The organism is Streptomyces dysideae (assembly GCF_001514305.1).
Lineage (GTDB): Bacteria > Actinomycetota > Actinomycetes > Streptomycetales > Streptomycetaceae > Streptomyces > Streptomyces dysideae.
In genome coordinates this window covers 175,466-195,232 of sequence record NZ_KQ949093.1, presented here as the reverse complement: position 1 = coordinate 195,232, position 19,767 = coordinate 175,466, and the positions used below count along the sequence as shown (strand labels likewise).

General features: G+C 69.7%; 18 protein-coding genes and 1 pseudogene. 5 read left to right on the top strand and 14 right to left on the bottom strand.

The window, feature by feature from the left end:
* Nucleotides 1-419: 419 nt before the first annotated feature.
* Nucleotides 420-595 (top strand): annotated as a pseudogene (locus tag AQJ91_RS54605) (transposase); the annotation flags it as partial.
* 376 nt (nt 596-971) lie between these two features.
* Here the strand turns inward: AQJ91_RS54605 and AQJ91_RS27625 are convergent.
* The 7 genes from AQJ91_RS27625 to AQJ91_RS27600 all read right to left on the bottom strand — a co-directional run bounded on the left by AQJ91_RS27625 (nt 972) and on the right by AQJ91_RS27600 (nt 5,435).
* Entirely contained in the window at nt 972-1,241 is a 270-nt protein-coding gene (locus AQJ91_RS27625; RefSeq protein ID WP_407696930.1) for an ATP-binding protein, read from the bottom strand.
* A gap of 122 nt (nt 1,242-1,363) precedes the next feature.
* Nucleotides 1,364-1,891 carry a hypothetical protein gene (locus AQJ91_RS27620; protein ID WP_199848040.1) on the bottom strand — a complete coding sequence of 176 codons (528 nt, stop codon included), beginning with the start codon at nt 1,889-1,891 and terminating at the stop codon, nt 1,364-1,366.
* Between the two features lie 89 nt (nt 1,892-1,980).
* Nucleotides 1,981-2,970: a tyrosine-type recombinase/integrase gene (locus AQJ91_RS27615; protein WP_067026849.1), complete on the bottom strand. Its 990-nt coding sequence runs from the start codon at nt 2,968-2,970 to the stop codon at nt 1,981-1,983.
* Nucleotides 2,967-3,899, bottom strand: coding sequence for a tyrosine-type recombinase/integrase (locus AQJ91_RS27610; RefSeq protein WP_067026847.1), 933 nt, complete (start codon nt 3,897-3,899; stop codon nt 2,967-2,969). The genes AQJ91_RS27615 and AQJ91_RS27610 overlap by 4 nt, the downstream gene beginning before the upstream one ends.
* Nucleotides 3,896-4,114, bottom strand: coding sequence for a tyrosine-type recombinase/integrase (locus AQJ91_RS57450; protein ID WP_267891240.1), 219 nt, complete (start codon nt 4,112-4,114; stop codon nt 3,896-3,898). The genes AQJ91_RS27610 and AQJ91_RS57450 overlap by 4 nt, the downstream gene beginning before the upstream one ends.
* Before the next feature lie 50 nt (nt 4,115-4,164).
* Entirely contained in the window at nt 4,165-4,995 is an 831-nt protein-coding gene (locus AQJ91_RS57445; RefSeq protein ID WP_199848039.1) for a tyrosine-type recombinase/integrase, read from the bottom strand.
* Between the two features lie 215 nt (nt 4,996-5,210).
* Nucleotides 5,211-5,435, bottom strand: coding sequence for an ATP-binding protein (locus AQJ91_RS27600; protein ID WP_067026845.1), 225 nt, complete (start codon nt 5,433-5,435; stop codon nt 5,211-5,213).
* Nucleotides 5,436-5,546: 111 nt separating this feature from the next.
* Between AQJ91_RS27600 and AQJ91_RS27595 the strand changes: the two genes are divergently transcribed.
* From AQJ91_RS27595 to AQJ91_RS27585, 4 genes are read left to right on the top strand one after another with little or no spacing between them, the layout of a single operon-like run.
* Nucleotides 5,547-6,734, top strand: coding sequence for a tyrosine-type recombinase/integrase (locus tag AQJ91_RS27595; protein ID WP_067026843.1), 1,188 nt, complete (start codon nt 5,547-5,549; stop codon nt 6,732-6,734).
* The gene (locus AQJ91_RS54600; protein WP_199848038.1) at nt 6,724-7,881 is read left to right on the top strand and encodes a hypothetical protein; all 1,158 of its coding nucleotides are present in this window, start codon (nt 6,724-6,726) and stop codon (nt 7,879-7,881) included. Before AQJ91_RS27595 ends, AQJ91_RS54600 begins: the two co-directional genes overlap by 11 nt.
* A complete protein-coding gene (locus AQJ91_RS54595) occupies nt 7,809-8,873 on the top strand; it encodes a tyrosine-type recombinase/integrase (RefSeq protein WP_199848037.1) in 1,065 nt (354 codons plus the stop codon). The genes AQJ91_RS54600 and AQJ91_RS54595 overlap by 73 nt, the downstream gene beginning before the upstream one ends.
* A complete protein-coding gene (locus AQJ91_RS27585; RefSeq protein ID WP_067026841.1) occupies nt 8,870-9,295 on the top strand; it encodes a DUF6262 family protein in 426 nt (141 codons plus the stop codon). Before AQJ91_RS54595 ends, AQJ91_RS27585 begins: the two co-directional genes overlap by 4 nt.
* Here AQJ91_RS27585 and AQJ91_RS27580 read toward each other — a convergent pair.
* The 7 genes from AQJ91_RS27580 to AQJ91_RS27550 form a co-directional block, all read right to left on the bottom strand.
* Nucleotides 9,289-9,813, bottom strand: a complete 525-nt coding sequence (locus AQJ91_RS27580; RefSeq protein WP_067026839.1) for an NUDIX domain-containing protein — start codon at nt 9,811-9,813, stop codon at nt 9,289-9,291. The genes AQJ91_RS27585 and AQJ91_RS27580 overlap by 7 nt on opposite strands.
* Nucleotides 9,814-9,863: 50 nt before the next feature.
* Nucleotides 9,864-10,286, bottom strand: a complete 423-nt coding sequence (locus AQJ91_RS27575) for an ATP-binding protein (protein WP_067026837.1) — start codon at nt 10,284-10,286, stop codon at nt 9,864-9,866.
* Complete coding sequence (locus AQJ91_RS27570) at nt 10,286-11,104, bottom strand: Mu transposase domain-containing protein (RefSeq protein ID WP_234383021.1); 819 nt, start codon at nt 11,102-11,104, stop codon at nt 10,286-10,288. The genes AQJ91_RS27575 and AQJ91_RS27570 overlap by 1 nt, the downstream gene beginning before the upstream one ends.
* Before the next feature lie 57 nt (nt 11,105-11,161).
* Nucleotides 11,162-13,591: a glycoside hydrolase family 3 N-terminal domain-containing protein gene (locus AQJ91_RS27565; protein WP_067026836.1), complete on the bottom strand. Its 2,430-nt coding sequence runs from the start codon at nt 13,589-13,591 to the stop codon at nt 11,162-11,164.
* Entirely contained in the window at nt 13,588-14,625 is a 1,038-nt protein-coding gene (locus AQJ91_RS27560; RefSeq protein ID WP_067026834.1) for a family 43 glycosylhydrolase, read from the bottom strand. The genes AQJ91_RS27565 and AQJ91_RS27560 overlap by 4 nt, the downstream gene beginning before the upstream one ends.
* A gap of 97 nt (nt 14,626-14,722) precedes the next feature.
* On the bottom strand, nt 14,723-16,801 hold the full coding sequence (locus tag AQJ91_RS27555; protein WP_107122548.1) for a PKD domain-containing protein: 2,079 nt from the start codon (nt 16,799-16,801) through the stop codon (nt 14,723-14,725).
* Nucleotides 16,802-16,870: 69 nt separating this feature from the next.
* Entirely contained in the window at nt 16,871-19,732 is a 2,862-nt protein-coding gene (locus AQJ91_RS27550) for a family 78 glycoside hydrolase catalytic domain (protein ID WP_067026830.1), read from the bottom strand.
* Between the last annotated feature and the right edge of the window lie 35 nt (nt 19,733-19,767).

The window sequence follows — 19,767 nt, the reverse complement described above, 5'->3', positions numbered from 1 at the left end:
TCGCACGCGCCCCGACAGTGCAGCACTGGCGTCGCACACAGAACCTTCGGAGGACTCACCTGTGCAGGGATGTCGGGTGGCGTCTCCCAGGAGACACGACCGGGGCACCACAGGGACGCCGTTCGTACTTCGCTGCGCCTCTTCTGGAAGGGCCCGGCTGGCGCTTCCGCCGGAGGAGCGGCTGGTGGCGCGGGCCGCAGGTATCGAGGCGAAGTGGGTCATGCACCCCGCGGAGGTCTCGGCCGAGGAGGTCAAGGCCGCGCAGCGGCCGCGATGACTCGCATCGATGCACACGCTGAGGTTCCGTCGGGGCTCAGCAACTGTCCCTTGCAACGGCTCCGCTCCCGCAATGGCCTCCGGCCGGGTGCGCGCCATCCGCGCCTGGCTCACCCCCGCCATCACCCGGCCCGTGGAGTTGGATTGTTCCGGACGGGCTGTGGGAGATCCCGAAGCCGCTGATCCCGCCGTCGACAGTGCAACCGCAGGGCTGCGGAACGCCGGACACCCCTGATGAGAGAACCTGTTCGCGGCCATCATCTACGTCATGGTCAGCGGCTGCGCCTGGCGCCAACTTCCGCCATGCTTCGGCATATCGCCCGGACGACGCACCTGTGGTGCTGATGGAAGTCGGTGACCAGAGGCCGTCGAGCAACGCCAGGAACGTCCTTACCGAGCTACCGGTACTGCGCTCGCGTCCGAGTCAGGGCCGTGCAGCATGGGACGCGAATCGTTTCGGGCGGCTGCAGCTTTACCTTCTGCGAGTTGGGCGAGGGCGCTGGGATTGCCCGCGTCAGCGGCGAGCCGAGCCAGTTGCTCTGCTTGTCGTGTGTCTCCTGCCATCGCACGCATCATCGCGACCCGTGCCAAGGCATGGATGTCGCCGGCATCTGCAGTGAAGTGTCAGCGACGCGTGAATCGTGACCCAGTTCCGACGGGTGAAAAATGACCCCCATTGCGTCAGTTGATGTTGGTCATTCCCCGGTGTTGGCCGCGGGAACCCGTCCGAGGTCGCGGCCGCGGATGCGGTAGCTGTCGCCCTTCAGCGAGATCACTTCTGCGTGATGGACGAGGCGGTCGATCATCGCGGCGGCGACGGTGTCGTCGCCGAAGACCTCGCCCCAGCGTCCGAAGGGCTTGTTGCTGGTCACGATCACCGAGGCGCGTTCGTAGCGGCCCGAGATGAACTGGAAGAACAGGTTCGCCGCCTCGGGTTCGAAGGGGATGTAACCGACCTCGTCGATCTATGCCGATATCCGCATAGATCGACCTATGCCGAGACCGTAACTATGCCGAGGGGCCATCAGCAAGCGTGATCACGGGCTGCGTGGCGGCTGTTCTGCTCGGCGTAGTCGCAGGCTGGGATCTATCCGGCCCAGGGGTTCGGTCCCTGCTTGAGGATGACAAGCTCGCGTGTCTGGCCGGCGGGCCAGAGGTCGATCCGACAGAGGAAGTGGTCGCCAGGGCCGTCATTGGTGTCGACGTCGGGCGCTTCAGTCGGGATGTAGGAGACCCTGGCCCGCAACAAGCCAGCGGGAACGGCCATGCTGGGCCCGTCCTCCGGTTGGACTCCCGGGCTAGACATGGTGAGCTGACCGGTCGGGACGTCCAAGTCTGTCTCCACGATGTGCTCGGCCGTCGGCTCGGTCATCGGTTCGAACTCATGGACGATGATCAGCGACTCGACCATGTCGTCCCGGGCGGTACCGACGGAGATCGAGTGCGGCTCCACCCCGATGCGATGGATGTAGACCGCTTCCTGGGTCCAGCCGGCTGGCGGCAGGTCCGGGTCCGCCGCGTGCTCAGCCATCCACACGTCATAGGGCCCCAGATCTTGGACATAGAACTGCCCGTGATCGGCATCGATCAGGAACTTCAACAAAGCATCAGCCACCGCCGCAGGCTATCGGAGCCGATGGCGCCGACTGAGCTGGGTCTTCGTCCGAGGTCTCTCCAGCCGCGAGGGTGCGCGCTGCCCCCGCCTCATAGACGGTCGAGGAAGTCGAGGACCTTGTCGGTGGGCCGGTAGCGGCCCGGCCGGGCGGTGACCGGCGCGGTCAGCGCGAGCGCCTTCTCCTTGATCGTCATGTCGGCGTGGACGTAGGCGTCGGTGGAGCGGACGCCGGCGTGGCCGAGCCAGAGTGCGATGACCGTGGTGTCGACGCCGGCCTGCAGCAGCGACATTGCGCAACTGTGCCGCAGGACGTGCGGGTGGATGCTCTTGTCCAGCAGGGATGGGCAGGCTCGCGCCGCGGTCTGGGTGTGGGTGCTCAGGCGCTGGGCGACGGCGTCGCGGCTGAGGCGCCGTCCGGTGCGGGTGCAGAACAAGGGGTCGCTGCGGCGTCCGGCGCGTTCGTTCAGCCAGGAGTTCAGTAGGTTCTGGACGGGGCGGTTGAGCGGGACGGTGCGCTGTTTGCGTCCCTTGCCCTCGCAGCGGACGGCGGCGCCGTCGCCCAGAGTGATGTCGTCGCAGTTGAGGCTGGTGAGTTCGGTGACGCGCAGGCCGGTCTGGACGGCCAGGGCCAGCATGGCCTTGTCCCGTCGTCCTTCCCAGCGTTTCGAATCCGGTGCCGCCAGCAGGGCGTCGACCTCCTGGCCGGTCAGGAACGTGACGGTCCTCTTGTCGAACCGCTTGGGCGGGATGTCGAGAACCCGCTGGATGAGCAGGGCGTGTTCGGGGTGCTGGAGAGCGGCGTAGGAGAACAGGGAGCGGATCGCGGTCAGGCGGACGTTGCGGGTTCGGGTGCTGTTGCCGCGCTCGTCCTCCAGGTGGTTGAGGAACGCGGAGATCACGTCCGCATTCAGGTCGTTCCAGTCCAGCTTGGCCGGGGTGATGCCGGTCCGCTGCTGGACGAAGCCGAGCAGGAGGCGGAGCGCGTCGCGGTAGGCGGCGATGGTGCGGGGGCTGGCCTGGCCCTGGCGGGCAAGCCGCTCGGTGAAGAACGCCTGCAGGGTGGGTGCGATCAGGGTCATCGGCGGGCCGCCTTCTGGAGGCCGTCGCGGCGGGCGGCGGCCAGGGCGAGCAGTTCCGGGGCCGCCGACAAGTACCAGTAGGTGCAGGACGGTTCGCGGTGCCCCATATAGGTCGACAGCGAAGGGATCTTCGCCTGGATGTTGTCCTCGGTGCGATACCAGTGCAGCAGGGTCCGAACGGCGAAGGTGTGCCGCAGCTCGTGCAGCCGCGGTCTGTGCGGGGCGTCGAGGCCGACGTCGGCGGTGTCGACCAGGGCCCGGAACACCGGATGCACGCAGGCGTAGATCAGCCGCTTCGCGGTGAGGGAGATGAAAAACGCGGGGTCTTTGACCCTGGGCATCAGGTCTTCGCGCAGCCTGTCGTACTCGCGCAGTGCGTTCGTGCTGCTGTCCTGCAGCGGGACCAGGCGGGACTTGCCGAACTTGGACTCGCGGATGTGCAGGACTCCCTCGGTCCAGTCGATGTCGTCGCGGTCCAGCTTGATGGCCTCGCCGATGCGCAGGCCGGACGCGGCCAGCAGCCCGATCAGCGTGTGATAGGTGGCTGCCCGCAGCGGCTGGGGGATCGTCTCTTTGGCCGCTGTCATGATCGCTGTGATGTCGGCGTCGGAGTAGAGGAAGATCTGGCCCCGGCGCCGGTTGTAGGGCACCAGTCCCAGTGGCGGCACCTGGGTCGCCGGGTCGATCCCGCTCAGGTAGCGGGCGAACCCGCGGACGGCGGTGATCCGTCGGGGACTGACTGTCGTGATCACATCGGGCTCGCGGGTCTTGACCCAGTCCAGTGCGGCGGCGATGGTGACGGTCTGTTCGCCGCGGTTGTCCATGAAGCTCACGAAGTCCGGCAGCAGATACGCCGCTTCGGCCATCTGGTGTCCCAGCGAACGGCGAAGCCGCAGGTAGTCGTCGACTGCTTGGCGGAGATCGGTCATGCCGCGTCCGTCCCGGGCCAGGGCTGTGCGACCGCGCGGAGCGCGATGAAGTCGACCTTCGCGTAGAGCGCGGTCGTGGCCAGGTCCTGATGCCGGAGCACCTGCCCGATCGCGGTGAGCCCGGCGCCGTGTCGGAGCATGTCGGCGGCCAGGGCATGACGCAGTCGGTGCGGCCCGACCTTGAGTGTGCCGGCCCGCCGGCAGGCTCGTTCCACGACGTCGCCGACCAGGTCCGCCCGGATCGGGCCGTGCGGAGCCTTGCAGGTCAGGAAGACCGGCGGGCATCCAGGCGAGGTCTTGGGCCGGTCAGGTAGGCGACCAGGGCCTCGCCGACGTCGGCCGGCAGCGGGAGCCGGTCCTCACGGCGCCCCTTGCCGCGGACGACGATCTCGCCGCATCGCCAGTCGATGTCGTCCAGCAGCAGCCGGGCCACCTCGATCGAGCGCAGCCCGAGCCTGGCCACCAGCATCAAGATCGCGTAGTCGCGGACGCCGACCGTCCCGTGGCGCGGGGTGTGGTCCAGCAGCCGCTGGACGTCGCCGGCCGCCATCGTCGGCGGCACGGACGCGAAGCGCCAGCCGCCCACCGGCGGCACCGCGCCGCCGAGCCTCATCGGGGTAACGCCGTGCAGGTGGAGGAACCGCATCAGCGACCGCAGTTCGGCCACCCGCCCCTTCGCCGAGCCCGCCGAGACCCTGGCGCACTCCCGCAGCAGGAACGCGTTCAGGTCCGCGCCGGTCAGGCTCTCCGGTGTGAACTGGCCATCAGTCACCGCTTGTTCGGCCAGGAAGCGCCGGGCGGTGTTCCCGTAGCGCACCATCGTCGACGCCGACAGGCCACGCTCGGATTCTATCCAGCGCAGGTACCGCTCCAGCAGAACGTCCGCCGGTGAGGGTGGCACTTGCGGCGCGGGCACCACGCCGGCCTCACGCAGAAACGTCAGTAGCGGAACCATGCCGCGCGGTCCGGCCACCCGGCGACGACCTGAGTTCCGCAGGTCGGCAAGGTGCTGGTGCAGCCGGCTCTCGTCCAGATCGGCAACATCGAGGCCCTGCCTCGATAGCCAGAGGCCGACCTGCCCCAGATCTTTGAGCATGTTCCTGGCAGTCTGGGTCGTGTACCCGCGCTCCGCCAGCCATGCTCGGTAGCCCTCAACCTGCGGTGCCAGAGCACCCGCCTTCCGACGCGTACTTCCGAACGGCATCGCCACCCCCTCGCGGGAGCACCCCGCCCCCTCGCTCACGAGGCTGCCCGCCACGGAAACTATGCAGAGCCATGAACCGTCGAAACCCCACGAAGGAGCGGAACGACCTAAACAGCTTCGGCATAGTTGCCGTCTCGGCATAGGTCGACCACGATCAGCGGGATCCGTCCCAGCCGGGTCAACTCGTCGCTCAAACGCCCTGCTTGGTGGGCTTCGGCGAGGCGGGTGACCCACTGGGCGGCGGTGGCGAAGGCGACCCGGTGGCCGGCCTGACAAGCCCGGATGCCGAGCCCGGTGGCGAGATGGGTCTTGCCGGTGCCGGGCGTTATCAACGGGTCCTGAGTCCCTCTCTTCTCTGTCTGCAACGAGCGTCACCGTGAGCGTTCTGTGTCGTTGATGCATTGCTATCAACGGGAGTTCTTCAACGAGACGGAACGGCATCAGTGGCACACAGCTTGGCGGTCCGGCCCGCGAACGGGCGGCGGACGTGGACCGTGATCGACGAGAAGTACCGGACGGTGGCTCCGGTCGAGGACTGGCTGGAGGCCCATCGGCAGCTGTGGTCGCCAAACACTGTCCGCGGCTATGCGACCTCGCTGGCCCAGTGGTGGACGTTCCTCGAACAGCGCGACGAGACCGCGAGATGGAGCGATCTCGGGGTCCCGGCGGTCGCGGGGTTCTTGTCCTGGCTGCGCAATGGCCGCACCGTCGAGCGCGCCCTGGTCGAGCCCGAACAGGCCCCTGAGGCCGGGACGTTGGAGGCGAGGCTGGCCGCGTTGATCTCTTTCTATCGCTGGCAGGAGGCGGTCTTCTCGGTGCCGGTCGCGGGTCGGCTCATGCGCGGGACTCCGCGCCGGGCCCCGGCCCGGGGCCTGCTCGCGCACCTGGACGCCCGCACTGCTGCCGCTCCGTCCTCGCTGGTCAGGGTCCGGCGCCAGCGGCATCGCGGTCGCCCTCCGCTGCTTTTGCCCTCCGAGATCCAGGCGATCCTGGACCGCTGCGCGATGCCGGACGCCACCGTCGGTGACTGGAGGGGGAACCTGCGCGACCGGCTGCTGTTCGCACTGCTCGCGGAGACCGGGATGCGCCTCGGCGAGGCCCTCGGCCTGCGGATCTGCGACTTCGTGATGGGCCGCGGCTCCACTCCCTATGTCGAGATCGTGCCGCGCGAGGACAACACGAACGGGGCGAGGGTGAAGATGATGCGCCCCCGGCGGGTCTATGTCGGCTGCGATCTGGAGCGACTGTTCGCCGACTACCTCACCCAACTGGCCTGCCGAGCCGCCGAGTTGGGCATCGAGATCGATACCGGCTCGCCGTTGCTGGTGAACCTGGAGAGGCCGCCGCTGCTGGCCGCCCTGCGCGAGGGCACGGTGCGGGACAAGGTGTCCGCCCTGCGCACGAAGGGCATCGGACCCGCCTCCTGGACGCCGCACTGGTTCCGCCACAGCCACGCGACCGCGCTGCTGCTGGCCGGGACGCCGGAGTGGGTGGTCTCCCGGCGGCTCGGTCACGCACACGTGCAGACGACGCTCGACCTTTATGGCTGGGTCCGCGAGGACGAGGCCCTGCGGGCCGCGGCGAACTGGAAGTCGTACATCTCCGCCTGGCAGGTCGACGATGGCCGGTGAACAGCACCATCTGCGCACAGCCGGAGGCGAGGACCCGTTCTGGCGACTCTGGCGAGAACTGCCAGAACCCTGGCGAGGGCCGGCGATCAGGGACGGCATCGAGGACTGGGAGAAGATCACCGAGAACGGCGACCGGAGCATCGACTTGACCGGTCTGCCCGACCTGATCGCCGCTGAACTGGCCTGGATGGCGCACTGGCAGGCCCTGGACGGGACCCGCTCCTCGGTGCTGGGCACCAACCAGTTCGCGAACATCCTGCGCCGCGCGATCCGCGACAACCACCCTTTCCCCGCGTCGATCCGGGCCATGGACTGGGAGACGGCGGCCGCCTTGCAGCGGTGGTTCTATGCCACCCGTTGGGGACGGCTCATTCCTCGCGGCAGTGTCGCCCGACTGCGGGTGATCTTCCGCTTCTCCCGCCTGGCCCTCCTCGCCCGCTGCACCGACGGGCCCTGGTGGTCGCTGGACGAATGGCATCCGCGCTGCGATCCGCGGATTCCGCTGGCCGAGCACGAGCCCCAGGCCCACTATGGCTGTTCCCCCTCAAGGATCACTCAGCCGTGGCTGCGGGAGGCCGTGAAGTGGTGCCTGGGCACCCAGTTGGAGGCCGGGACCCTGCGCTGGTCGACGGTGAGCCAGGAGCGGATGCGGTGCTTCGCCCGCTTCGACCGGTGGCTGGAGACCTTCACCGACCCACTCGACGTCCTGGGCGACCCGGCGCACGCGGTCCAGTTGGCCGCCGCCTTCCGCCGCTGGGACGCCGACCCCGCCAACCGGCTCCGGCGACGGTCCGAGCAGCGGTTCGCTGGGCAGCCCGTCCATCCCCGCCTGGTCAACGACGATCTGCGGGCCGTCGCCGAGCTCTTCGCGTTCGTCGCCGCCAACCCCATCGAGGCCCGTCAGGTCCTCGGGGCGAACCCGTGGTCGCGGGTCACCGACGCGCACGCGGCCGGCTGGTTCCGGCAGGTCTCCCGCACCAGCGCGAACTCAACGACGAGCACTACGTCGACGACCACGCACTCGCGCAGATCCCCGCCGCTCTGCCCCTGCTCGGGCTCGCCCGCCACGAGCAGATGGCCCTCACCCGCGGCGACGGACAGCAGGTCACCGCCCGCGGCTTCGACGACCCGCAGGCCATGCGCATGATCCTGCTGCAGATCCTCACCGGACGACGGGCCAGCGAGATCCGCACCAGCCGCTTCGACTGCCTCTCCCCAGTCCCAGACCGGGCCGTCGACGCCGCCGAGGGCGAACAGATCGCCCGCTTCCACTACGCACAAAGCAAGATCGATATCGCGCCGGACAACATCCTCGTCGACGCCGAGGTCGTCGCGGTCATCGAGGAGCAACGGAGTTGGGTCCGCGAGCACTTCCCCGACATCCCCCCGCGTCACCTGTTCCTGCAGCGGACCGGCAACCGCCAGGGCGACAAGCCCTACCCCTCAGGCACCTACAGCTGGATGCTCCGCGAGTTCAGCAAGACCGTGAAGATCATCGACAGCAAGGGCAAGCCCATCGGGCTCAGCCACACCCACCGCTTCCGCCACACAAAGCTGACCCGGCTCGCCGAACTCGGCCTGCCCGTCCACGTGTTGATGCGCTATGCCGGACACGCCACCCCGTCGATGACGATGTATTACGTCGCCGCCCGCCAGGAACACGCCGAGCAGGCGTTCCTGGCCACCGCGAAACTCCGCGCGGACGGCACCCAGGTCGTCTTCTCGCGCGACGACCACGACAGCCTCCATCTGTTCAACCGGGCCGACCGGTTCCTGCCCCATGGCTGGTGCCTGCTGCCGCTGCTGCAGACCTGCGACAAGGGAAACGCCTGCTTGACCTGCTCGGTCTTCGTCACCGACGCCTCCCACCAGCCCGCGCTGGAGCGGCAGTTGGCCGAGACCGAAGCCCTGATCAACCGCAGCACCACCGCGTTCCAGGAACGGCACGGCCGTCCCATGCCCGAGGACAACGTCTGGCTCCTGCAACGGCGGGCCGAACATGCGGCCCTCACGAAGCTGCTGGACACCATCTGCTCCAAGCCCGGCCGGGCGGTCCAGGGCGCCGGCTGCGGCGCTGCCCCCACCGGCCCCGTCCCTCTCGCCCTCGACCTCGACCGCCACCGAAGGACCCTGCCATGACCGACGCCCGCACCAAGCGCACCCAGACCCTCGCCGCCGCTGCGCAGGCGAAGTCGCAGGCTAAGACGGAGGCGGCGGAGAAGGCGATCCGCACCCTGGTCAAACGCGGTGAGCCGATCACCTTCCAGGCCGTCCAGCGCGAGGCCGCCGTCTCTCACGCCTTCCTCTATAACCACCCCGACCTGCGAGGGCGCATCGAACGGCTACGGGCCCAGGCCCGGCCCGTTCCCGCACCGGCGCCTGCGGCCGACGAGCAGGGCACCCTCGTCCTCGCGCTGACCAGCCAGATCACCCGTCTGAAGAAGCGGCACCGAGAAGAAGTACAGGCTCTGCGGGACGCGCTCGAACAAGCCCACGGCGAGAATCTCGACCTCCGCCGCGAACTCGCCCGCCGCGGAGGTGTCGCAGCAGTCCCTCAGTGACGGCCCACCCGATCGGCCAACCATGCGGCATGCTGACGGATTCGGGATAGATCGTCGGGAAAACAGCTCGCCCAGCCCTCGTCCAACCTCTTCCAAGCCACCGGCTGCCCAGCCTCCGGGACAAACGAGGCCGCTGCATCAACGACGGCGGCATACGACAGCCCGAGCGTGACCGGCCGGTCCGGGTGATAAGAGCGAACCGCAACTGCTGCCGGCTCGGGCAGCAGTTCCGCCCGAAGGCCCGTCTCCTCGACAAGCTCTCGGGTCGCACCCTCACGCGGTGTCTCCCCGGCCTCCACCTTCCCGCCCGGAGGAACCCAACCCCGCCAACGGTGCTTCACCAACACCACCCGGGCAAGATCCTTGTCGAACACCCAGACCTCGGCCCCAAGAGGCTCCATGGGTCCCTGCCGGGCAGCAGCCAGCCACCGGCAGGCCTCGTCGAACTCGGCTACCGCCTGTTCAGCATCGTTCACTGCCGCTTCGACGGCTCGCTCATCGACGTCCTTCTGAATCATCCGGCCAACATACGAGGCTGCACTGACATCGCAGCCACGTCACATCGATCTCATGAAGGTCCCACCCAGCGGCAACATGCCGAATCTCGAACCGAACCATCGATAACGCCGGGCCCAAGGAAGATCACGTTCTCCTTCCCGACGACGAAGTCCAGCGTCCCCAGATGCGCGATGACCTCGCGTTTCACGGACCGCTGGTGGTCGAAGTCGAAGTCCTCCAGCGACTTGCGGGAGGGGAATCGAGCCGCCCGGATGCGGCCCTCGGCGCCGTGGGAGTCGCGGGCGGCGACCTCCCGCTGCAGGCAGGCGGCGAGATACTCCTCGTGGCTCCAGCCCTCATCGCGAGCCCGCTCGGCGAGCCGGGCCGCCGCATCCCGCAGGGCCGGGGCCTTCAACACCTTGGTCAGATAGATCAGTTCGGAGCCGACGTCGCGGCTGGTCCTCGCCTGGTTCGTGCCGTTCTTCGTGCTCATCACGCTGCCCCTTCACCCGTGCTCAGCCCGCCGTCGATGACGCCGAAGATCCGGTCGTAGGTGTCCAGCGACCGTTCCTCGACTTCCGTCACGTCCACCGGAGACGGTTTCGTGCCGGTGGCCGCCTTGCGGGCGGCCGCGGCAGCGGCCGCGTGGTCCGGGTCGGTGATGGTCTGGTGGCGAGCCCAGCTGCGGGCATGGCGGGCGACCTCGACGCCGTCGCAGGTCACCAGGACCTGGTCCAGGTCGGCGGCGACCTCGATGCGACGGCCGACGGCCAGCGGATGCACCGAGTAGTCGCAGGTGTCCAGGCGGACGTAGTGGTCCCGGGGCAGCCGCAGGGATGCCTTCCGCCAGCCGGGCGGGGCGATCGGCGGCAGGGCGAGCATGCGGGAGCGGTCCGCTTCCAGGCGGTCCGCCGGGCGGGCCTGCAAGGTGCGGTGGTTGCGCCGGTTGGCCCTGGTCAGCCAGTCGGCGAGCTGGATGTTGAAGTCCGCCGGCGAGGTGAACACCCGTCCGGGCAGGAACGACGTCTCGAGATAGCCGTTGGCCCGTTCGACCAGGCCCTTGGCTTCTGGATCCCGTGGCTTGCAGAGCAGGAACTTGATGCCCAGCAGTCCGGCGAACGCGGCGAATTCATCGGTCAGTTGAGGTCCGCCGGACCGCCAGGAACCGACGGCTCCCTCGTTGTCCCAGACCAGCACCCGTGGGACGGCGCCCAGCTCGGTCAGCAGCCGCCAGCGTCCGGCGATCAGGTCGGCCGCCGACCTGGAGGGCAGCATCCGCGCGGTAATCCACCGCGAGTAGCCCGCGACCATGACCAGCACCGGCGGCCCTCGACAGCTGCTTCGTTGCCACGGGGAAATTGATCGCCTCTACACGCCGCCTCCAGGCCCGTTCACCGTGTCCACGACAGTCGTGGACAGGAACGAGCGCTCCGCGCCTGAGACGATCCGCGGCGCCCCGACCACTTCGAACGAGCCCTCCAGCGACCGGTCGTCGGAGTCGAAGCCGATGAACACGTCCACACGCGCAGGCTCCACCGCGACGTCCCGCGCCAGATTGGTGTAGGCGAGCTGCGTGGCGTCCACTTCGAACGTGACCCGGCGCCGCTCCCCCGCGGCCAGCTCCACCCGCGCGAAACCGCCGAGCTGCTGGGCGGGACGGGTGACCGTGGTGGTGTTCACGCGCAGGTAGAGCTGGACCACCGTGGCGCCGTCCCGGTCACCGGTGTTCTCGACGGTGGCACCGACCCGTGCCGTGCCCCGGGCGTCGATGTCCGGTCCGCAGTCCAGGTCGCTCACCGCGAACGTGGTGTAACTCAGGCCGTGCGCGAACGGCCACAGTGGAGTGGCCGTCATGTCGAGGTAGTGGTTGGACACGCCGGGGGGCAGTGGGCCCCGGTACCCCGAGCCCGCTTTCTGGTGGTGGTAGACGGGGATCTGGCCGCTGTGCCGGGGGAGGCTGTAGGGCAGCTTCCCCGAGGGGTTCACCACCCCGAAGAGCACGTCCGTGATCGATCGCGTGCCGAACGGTCCGGCGTACGGTGCCACCACGATCGCGGCTGCCTCCTGCACGACCTGCGGCAGCGCGTACGCTCGCCCCTGCACGAGCACGACGACCAGCGGCGTCCCTGTCGCCGCCACCGCCTCTGCCAGGCGGATCTGGGCGGCCGGCAGTGTGATGTCGGCGGTGTCGCTGGCCTCACCCTCGGTCCGCTCCCCGGTGAACCACAGGCTGGCCCCGCCGAGCGCCAGCACCACGACGTCCGCGTCCCGCGCCGCCGCCACGGCACGCTCGATCGCCTCGTCACCCAGCTCTCGCGTTAGGGCACTCCCGGGCTCGGTGACCACGGTGCGCGCTCGCTCACCGATCTCGGCGGCGAGCGAGCACGCACCGTACCGCTCCCCCACCAGGGTGTGCGGGTCCTGAGGCGTGAAGAGCGTGTCGTACCAGGCGGTTACCACGTCCTCCGCACCATTCATGGTGCCGAGCTCCCCGCGGATGATCGCGTCGTTGGCCTCCCGCCAGGATGCGTAGGTGTACGTCGGGAACTGCAGGGACGGGGCGTCGGCGTGCGGACCGATGACGGCGACGTCGAGGCGCCCGGGCGCCAGCGGGAGGATGCCGTCGTTCTTGCCCAGCACGATGGATCGCCGGGCGAGGTCCTGCGACAGCTCGCCACCCTCGGCGGCGGCAGCCGCCACGTCGATCCTCTCGGTCGGGTAGGGGTGTTCGAAGAGCCCCACCTCGAACTTGGCGCGCAGCACCCGGCGTACGGCCTCGTCGATGTGGCGGTGATCGACCGCGCCGCGCTCGACCTCCGCCGCAAGCAGGTCCCCGTATCCGGAGGGATTGGGCATCTCGACGTCAAGTCCGGCCTCGATGGCCAGCCGGCCGGCCGCCGCCTCGTCCGCCGCCACCCGCTGCCGCCCTACGAGGTGGTCCAGGGTGCCATAGTCGGAGGAGACGAAGCCGTCGAACCCCAGGGCGTCCCGCAGCAGGTCCTTCAGGACCTCCGGCGATGCCCCGGCCGGCACATCGTCGACGTCGGAGTAGGAGTTCATGACCGACCGCAGCCCGGCCATACGGATGGCGGCCTCGAATGGGTACGCGAACAGGTCCCGGGTGCGGCGCGCACCGGACTCGAAGCCCGCGGTGTTGATGCCGCCGGCGGTCACCGCGTAGCCCAGGAAGTGCTTGCCTGTCGCCATAACCCCCTTCGAGAGATCCTGTCCCTGCAGTCCGCGTACATAGGCCACGCCCAACGCGGCGCAGAGGTACGGGTCCTCGCCGAAGGTCTCGTGGACGCGGCCCCACCGGGGGTCGAGGGCCACGTCGAGCACCGGCGAGAGGGCGTGCGTCAGCCCGGTCCGGCGCATCTGACGGCGGATCAGGTCGGACATCTGCTCGACCAGGTCCGGGCTCCATCCGGCAGCCAGCCCGGTTCCGGAGGGGAACACCATGTGCCCGCCGGCCAGGAATCCGCTCAGTGCCTCGGCATGGAAGATCGCCGGGATGCCGAGCCGGCCGCGGCTGATGATCCTGTGCTGGATCGTGCCGGTCATGGCGGCGAGCTGCGCCGGATCGTCGAGGATGAGCTGGGCGATGTGACCGGGCGGATGGCGCAGCACCTCGTCGGCGTCGGGCGCGTCGCTGCCGTCCGGCTTCACCAGGTACCACGACATGCGAGCGGTGAGCTGGTGGCATTTCTCGGCCGTCGTCATCTCCTTCAGCAGGAGGTCGGCGCGGTCGTCCGGGGCGAGCCGCTCATCGCGCCAGGTGCCGGTGGTGGTGCTGGTCATGCGTAGTCCTCGATGCGCCACTCGTCGTGCCAGTCGAGGATGGCGCGTTCTCCCTCGAACCGGAAAGGCAGCCAGACGTAGTCGGCGATCGACGTGTCGATCTCCGTGAGTTCGGACCACGGTCCGGGCTTGTGGCCGCCCATGGGGCGGAAGCGTTCCGCGTGCATCGCGACGGCCGCCTCGCTGGAGGCGCCGTAGCGGGGCAGCCACCGGTCCGCGAGCGCGATGTAGAGGTCCTGCTTGTGGGGGTGCCGGAACACGCAGCTGATCTGAGACTGGTAGGAGCTGCGGGTCGGGTCGTCGGGATGAGGGTCGTTCAGTTCCCGCCAGGGGCCGTGGTAGCTGGGTGCGACGGCGACCATGGACGGATTCGGGTAGTACCCCGTGGTGCCCGATGTGACCAGGTAGTGCAGGCCGTCGCGGGTGAAGTAGGCCGGTGCCTCCCGGACGTACGGGGGCTGTACGAGCGGGAAGTGCGTGGAGTAGTAACCCGTGACGTCGGTGAGGTCGGGTGTGAGGTCCGCGCAGATCAGCTCGCTGTGCACGCGCTCGAAGTAGTGATAGCCCTTGCCGTCGGTCGGGTCGAGGACGAGGTCGAAGTCGCCGGCGTTCATGCCCAGCGGCTTGAAGTCCTGGCGCACCACGCGGTAGGGGCCGAGGATGTCGTCGGCGACCAGGACGGTCGACCGCTGGCCGACCGGCGACATGACCTTGATCCAGCACACGTAACGGCCCGTGTCGGGGTGGCGCAGGATGTGCGGGCGGTCCATCGACGTCGCGGGGTGCAGGGGCGAGGCCGGGTCGTCGGGCTCGGGCGGGATGATCAGGCCGCGGTCAGTCCAGTTGTAGAGGTCGGAGGAGGAGTAGCAGCGCACTCCCCAGTGCCAGATCCCACTGCCCGGCGCCGAGCGCTCCTTGTTCTCGCCGTACCAGTAGAAGGTGCCGTCGATCTCCAGGATCGAGCCGCCGTGGGCGTGGATCCGCTTGCCGTCCGTGTCGAGCCAGACCTGGCCCGGTGTGATCGAGGTGCGCATCAGACTGCCGCCGTGAGCATGAGGTGTTCTCCAGTCGGAGCTGGGCCAGGGACGGTCTGTCTGTCACGCGCCGTCCTCCGGCGTTTCTCAAGGGTTGTTACGGGTGCACGACCACGCGCACGCGGTTCAGGTTCTCGACCTGTGCGTAGGGGCCCACGGCGCCGTGCCGGGACGACGACGCCTTCAGCGTCACGTAGTACGTACCGGGCTTCGTGAACCGGTGGGTGGTATTGACGAAGGCGGTGGACGCGGGTGTGCCGAGCCGCGCCGGGGTGTAGGTGCCGGCGCCGGTGAAGTCCCAGGACGCCGACACTATCCGGCCGGCCCCCGGGGGTGCCTGGGCCAGGGCAGCGAAGGTCACCTGGTCTCTGGTGCTCACGTGCGCCTCGTCGCCGCCGCGGACCTTCAGGTCCACGACCGGCTGGATGCCTCGCCGCTGCGCGGCTCGCGTGGGAACGGTGACCTGACCGTCGGTCACGTCGTAGCGAGTCGACGACGGCGGGGCCACTCCGCGCTCGGCCCACGCCGCCACGTCGCGCAACGCCTGCTCGACGATCGGGTCGTACGACACGATCCGGCTCGCCTTGCTCCCGGTGACCGGGCCCTCAAGGTGGTCGGCGTTGTCGTTGTAGTACAGCCGGAAGCGGTTCGCGAACTCCTCCGCTCCCAGGGCGGAACGCACCCGCTGGGCGTACCAGTCGGCGTGCCACGGGTAGGCGTCGGAGTCGACGAGATTGTCCACCACTACGACCTTGCCGTTGACTTTGCCGGTATAGGTGCCTCCACCGCTGGTACTGCTGGCGATCCGCGGACCGATGCGCAGCGCCCGCTGTGGGTACAGCGGAGTCCCGTCCGCGTCGCGGAGCACGTCGAAGGCGGTGTAGCCCTCCTCGGGCGGCGGGACCTGGTGACGGTAGTACGACGGCAAGGCGGTGAACCAGCGATTGTCGGCATGAACCCGCGCCCCGGCCTTGAGCGCCGACAGCACCTCGGCGGAGTTGCCGCTGCCGACGGTGAAGACGCCGGTGGCCGCGTCGAGGGTGCCGGCCAGGTCGCCCACCCGCGTCGTGCCGTCCGTCGCCAGGGCGGCGAAGTCCAGTCCGAGGGTGCTGGTCAGGGCGGGCAGACCGGACAGCGTGAGGCTCGTCGGCCTACCGTCCTCGTCGGTCTCCACCTGTGCGATCGTCGGCTTCGCGTCGATCAGTGCCGCGCGGACGATGTCGCCGAGTTCTGACTGCTCGGTTCCGAGGTAACCCGGCTTGGTCCAGAAGTCGGTGGCGTACGACGGGTCCATCTGGCGGACCACGGCGCCGAACCCGAGCAGCCCGTCGGGGGCGTTCAGGCCCAGCACGTAGTCGGGGTCCTGCCAGGCCTTCAGCGGTACGCCCAGGCTCGTCGCCTCGCGCAGCATCGCGGCCTGCGCCGTGGTGAGACCGGCGTACGGGTCGCCGGAGCCGCCGGGGCGGACCGCGTCCGCGATCTTCCCGGCCACGTCACGCAGGACCATGCGTGCCTGGGCCCGGACGAAGAAGTTGACCGGGATGGAAGTGGGCACACCGACGACTATCGGAACGGCGCCGTCCCACACGCCAGAAGTGTTCTCCATCGCCCCGATCGTCTGGAAGGAACCGCCGGACGGTCCGTAGAGGTAGCCGTGGATGCGCCTGGAGCCGGAACGGTAGTAGTCCGCGGCGACCTGTTCGGAGAACTTGGCCGCCGCGGCGGCGTGCCGGTACCCCACTGTGCCACTGACCTGCACGGTGTATCCACCGCTTGCGGCACCGAAGGCAATGGTTCGGTCCAGGGCGCTCTCGTCGGACAGCGGGTACGTGTACTGGAAGTAGCGCCCCTTCCACTGTGCGGCCGGGGGCAGGTAGAACGTGAACTTCACACCAGTGCCCTCGAAGTGACCGGACACCCGCCGGTGCGCCACCGGGGAGGTGAGGTCCTGCTGCTTGTCGATCACGGGATGGGCGTACAGCGGGTCGACGCAGTCCGGGGTGACCTGCACCGGTCCGCCCGGCCGGAGGGCAACGCATTCGGGCGGTACCGCGGAGGCGGCTTCGGCGGGCACGGCCGCCGCGCCGAGGGCGAGAGCGAGACCGGGGGCAAGCGCACGCATGGCACGGCGAGTTGCCCGGCGCCCGGCGGATGTGGTGCTCGCTGGATTACGCATGCCTTCTCCTTGTCGTGGACGTCGTTGTCCGTACTGAGCGCTCCGCCGGGGCCTCCGCCGGCGGACATGTCACTGCGCTTCGGCGCCCACAGGGCTGCGCCCCACGGCGGCTGTGGCACCGCCGCCGAGGATGTCCGCCACCCGCCGGCGCAGCTCTGCTGCCCCCGGGAACCGGTCGTCGGGGGCAAGTGCCTCGGCGACCAGCGAGGCGGGGGCGTCGAGGTAGTTGGCCAGCATCCTGGCGGCCTGCGCATCGCCCTCGGATGTGATTCCGGTCGCGTCGGCCGCCGCCGCCACCTCGGCCCAGGTCCCCGCGTCGTCCAGCAGGTCCCTGACCGTGGCGGTCGACCAGTCACGGGCTTGGCGCCGGGCTGCCGAGGTGGGGTCGCCGACGGTCCACTCGTGGTCGCCGTGGCCGACCTGCGTCGACTTCGCCTCTCCGGGCACGTGCACCTCGGCGGTGGCTCCGACCGGGACCCGCACTGTCAGCCGCAGCCGCCCGGCGGTCCGCTCCCAGGACACCGCCGCCTCGCCGTACGGCGTGGTGTGGCGGGCAGCGGCCCGGGTGAGCGCCGGAGTCGGCCGCGGCCGGACCAGCAGTCGACGGTAGCCCGGAGCGGCGGGGGCGAGGCCGGCGACGGAGCGGTGCAGCCAGTCGGCGACGGCGCCCAGGGCATAGTGGTTGAAGGAGGTCATTCCCCCGGGGTGGATGCTCCCGTCCGGCAGCAGGCTGTCCCAGCGCTCCCACACCGTGGTACCGCCCATGGTGACCGCGTAGAGCCAGGACGGGCACTGTGTCTGCAGCAGCAGACGGTAGGCGACGTCCAGGTGTCCCGTGCTGGTGAGCGCGTCGCACACCAGGGGGGTGCCGACGAAGCCGGTACTGATCCGGAATCCACTGGCCCGTACGAGGTCGGCCAGCCTGCGGCCGGCTTCTTCACGCTGGTGGGGATGCGGCAGCAGGTCCCACTCGATGGCCAGGGCATAGGCGGTCGGGGCATCCGAGAAGATCCGCCCGACGGCCGTCACGAAGGCCCGGACGAACGCGGCGCGCACCTCCCCGGCGAGCACGCGGTACTTCTCCGCCTCGTCGTTGCGGCCCAGCAGGCGCGCGGACTCGGCCAGGATCCACGACGAGCGGGCGAAGTGGGCGGTGGCCACCACGTCCGGATGGGCCTTGGCGCGGCCCGGCTCCTCAGGCGGTGCCGTCGGGTCCAGCCAGTCCCCGTACTGGAAGCCTCCCTGCCACAGGCGCTCCGGCCCGGCGAGAGCCGCGATCCGGTCGACCCAGGCCCGCATGCTGGGCAGTTGGCGCTCCAGCACCTGCAGATCACCGGTGCGCCGGTAGAGCGTCCAGGGCACGATGGTCGCTGCGTCGCCCCAGGCGGCGGCGGGCGTCGCCGCCAGACCGTTGCAGTTGACATCCGGCACGACGTGAGGCACCGATCCATCGGGGAACTGCTCGGCGGCCAAGTCGGTCAGCCACGAGCGAAGCAAACCCGAGGTGTCGTACAGGAACGTAGCCGTGGGGCCGAACACCTGGATGTCACCGGTCCAGCCCAGTCGTTCGTCGCGCTGCGGGCAGTCGGTGGGCAGGTCGACGAAGTTGCCGCGGGTGCTCCACACGACGTTCTCGTGGAACCGGTCGAGTTCCTGGTGCGAGGACGAGAACCAACCGGTGCGACGCAGGTCCGAGCCGACGACGACGAGTTCGACGTCCTCGGGGCGCAGACCGGGCACACCGGTGACCTCGGCGTAGCGGAAGCCGTGCAGAGTCAGCGACGGCTCCAGCACCTCCTCGTCCGGACCGGACAGGATCCAGGTGTCGGTGGCGCGCGCGCTGCGCAGCGGTCGCGTGCCCAGCTCGCCGTCCTCCAGCACCTCGGCGTGCCGCAGCACGACCTCGGTGCCTTCCGCCGAGCCACGCACGGTGAGCCGGACCCAGCCCACCGCGTTCTGCCCGAAGTCCACGAGCGTCGTACCGGAGGGCGCGGTCCATACCCGGCGTGCCGGGAGCACGCCGGTCGGCCGGATGGGAGGACCGTCGGGGGCGACGAGGCCCGAAAGGTCCCCGTCAACCGTCTCCACGCCCGCCGTCGGGGCCAAGCCGCCGCGCAGGCGCAGGTCGGTGGTCTGGCCGTCGTACAGGTCGTCGGCCAGCACCTCGCTCTCACGGGCGCGCCAGGTGCCGTCTGTGGCCAGGACGTGGACGGTACCGTCGGTGGTGGTGATCTCCAACTGGGCGAGCAGGGCGAGGCGGTCGCCGTACAGGGCGCGGTCGTTCGTGTAGCCGAGCCGGCCGCGGTACCAGCCGTTGCCGAGCAGCACCTCCAGGAGGTTCGGGCCTGGGCGGACCAGGTCCGTCAGGTCGTAGACGTGGTAGCGCAGCCGGTGGTGGTACGACGTCCAGCCGGGGGCGAGGGCCGTGTCGTCGACCCGGCGGCCGTTGACCGACGGTATGTACACGCCGTGGGCGGTGGCGTACAGCCGCGCGCTTCGGACTGGTCCGGGCACGTCAATGGACGCGCACAGCACAGGGGCCCGGCCGCCCTCGGCGCCGATGCCGACCGGGCTGATGAACCGCGCCGCCCAGTCGGACGGCTCCAGCAGACCCGTCTCCACGACGGCCGCGTCGCCCCAGGAGCTCCAGTCCTCGCCGTGCGCGACGCGTATCCGCACCTCGGCACGCTCCCGGGAACTGAGCGGCGGCGCCGGCCACGGCACCAGCACCTGCTCGGGGCTGCTGACGCGATAGGCCTGTGCGACACCACCCCGGACGACCTCCACCTCGTACGCCGTCTGCTCCCAGCCCGCCTCGGCGTGCTCGATGGTCCACGACAGCCGAGGAGTGGGCGTGCCCGTACCGAGTACCGGGCTCGCGTCGGTGCGGTGCTCGAAGCGAGGCGCGGTGGGCGGGGCGGACAAGGGCATGGAGACTCCTGAATAACGAGTGACGAGAGTGGTCG

Excerpts from the sequence above, each read along its gene's own strand:
- AQJ91_RS27615 (WP_067026849.1), bottom strand. The coding sequence starts at position 2,970 with ATGACCCTGATCGCACCCACCCTGCAGGCGTTCTTCACCGAGCGGCTT.
- AQJ91_RS27610 (WP_067026847.1), bottom strand. The coding sequence starts at position 3,899 with ATGACCGATCTCCGCCAAGCAGTCGACGACTACCTGCGGCTTCGCCGT.
- AQJ91_RS57445 (WP_199848039.1), bottom strand. The coding sequence starts at position 4,995 with ATGCTCAAAGATCTGGGGCAGGTCGGCCTCTGGCTATCGAGGCAGGGC.
- AQJ91_RS54600 (WP_199848038.1), top strand. The coding sequence starts at position 6,724 with ATGGCCGGTGAACAGCACCATCTGCGCACAGCCGGAGGCGAGGACCCG.
- AQJ91_RS54595 (WP_199848037.1), top strand. The coding sequence starts at position 7,809 with ATGGCCCTCACCCGCGGCGACGGACAGCAGGTCACCGCCCGCGGCTTC.
- AQJ91_RS27585 (WP_067026841.1), top strand. The coding sequence starts at position 8,870 with ATGACCGACGCCCGCACCAAGCGCACCCAGACCCTCGCCGCCGCTGCG.
- AQJ91_RS27580 (WP_067026839.1), bottom strand. The coding sequence starts at position 9,813 with ATGATTCAGAAGGACGTCGATGAGCGAGCCGTCGAAGCGGCAGTGAAC.
- AQJ91_RS27575 (WP_067026837.1), bottom strand. The coding sequence starts at position 10,286 with ATGAGCACGAAGAACGGCACGAACCAGGCGAGGACCAGCCGCGACGTC.
- AQJ91_RS27570 (WP_234383021.1), bottom strand. The coding sequence starts at position 11,104 with ATGGTCGCGGGCTACTCGCGGTGGATTACCGCGCGGATGCTGCCCTCC.
- AQJ91_RS27565 (WP_067026836.1), bottom strand. The coding sequence starts at position 13,591 with ATGACCAGCACCACCACCGGCACCTGGCGCGATGAGCGGCTCGCCCCG.
- AQJ91_RS27560 (WP_067026834.1), bottom strand. The coding sequence starts at position 14,625 with ATGCGCACCTCGATCACACCGGGCCAGGTCTGGCTCGACACGGACGGC.
- AQJ91_RS27555 (WP_107122548.1), bottom strand. The coding sequence starts at position 16,801 with ATGCGTAATCCAGCGAGCACCACATCCGCCGGGCGCCGGGCAACTCGC.
- AQJ91_RS27550 (WP_067026830.1), bottom strand. The coding sequence starts at position 19,732 with ATGCCCTTGTCCGCCCCGCCCACCGCGCCTCGCTTCGAGCACCGCACC.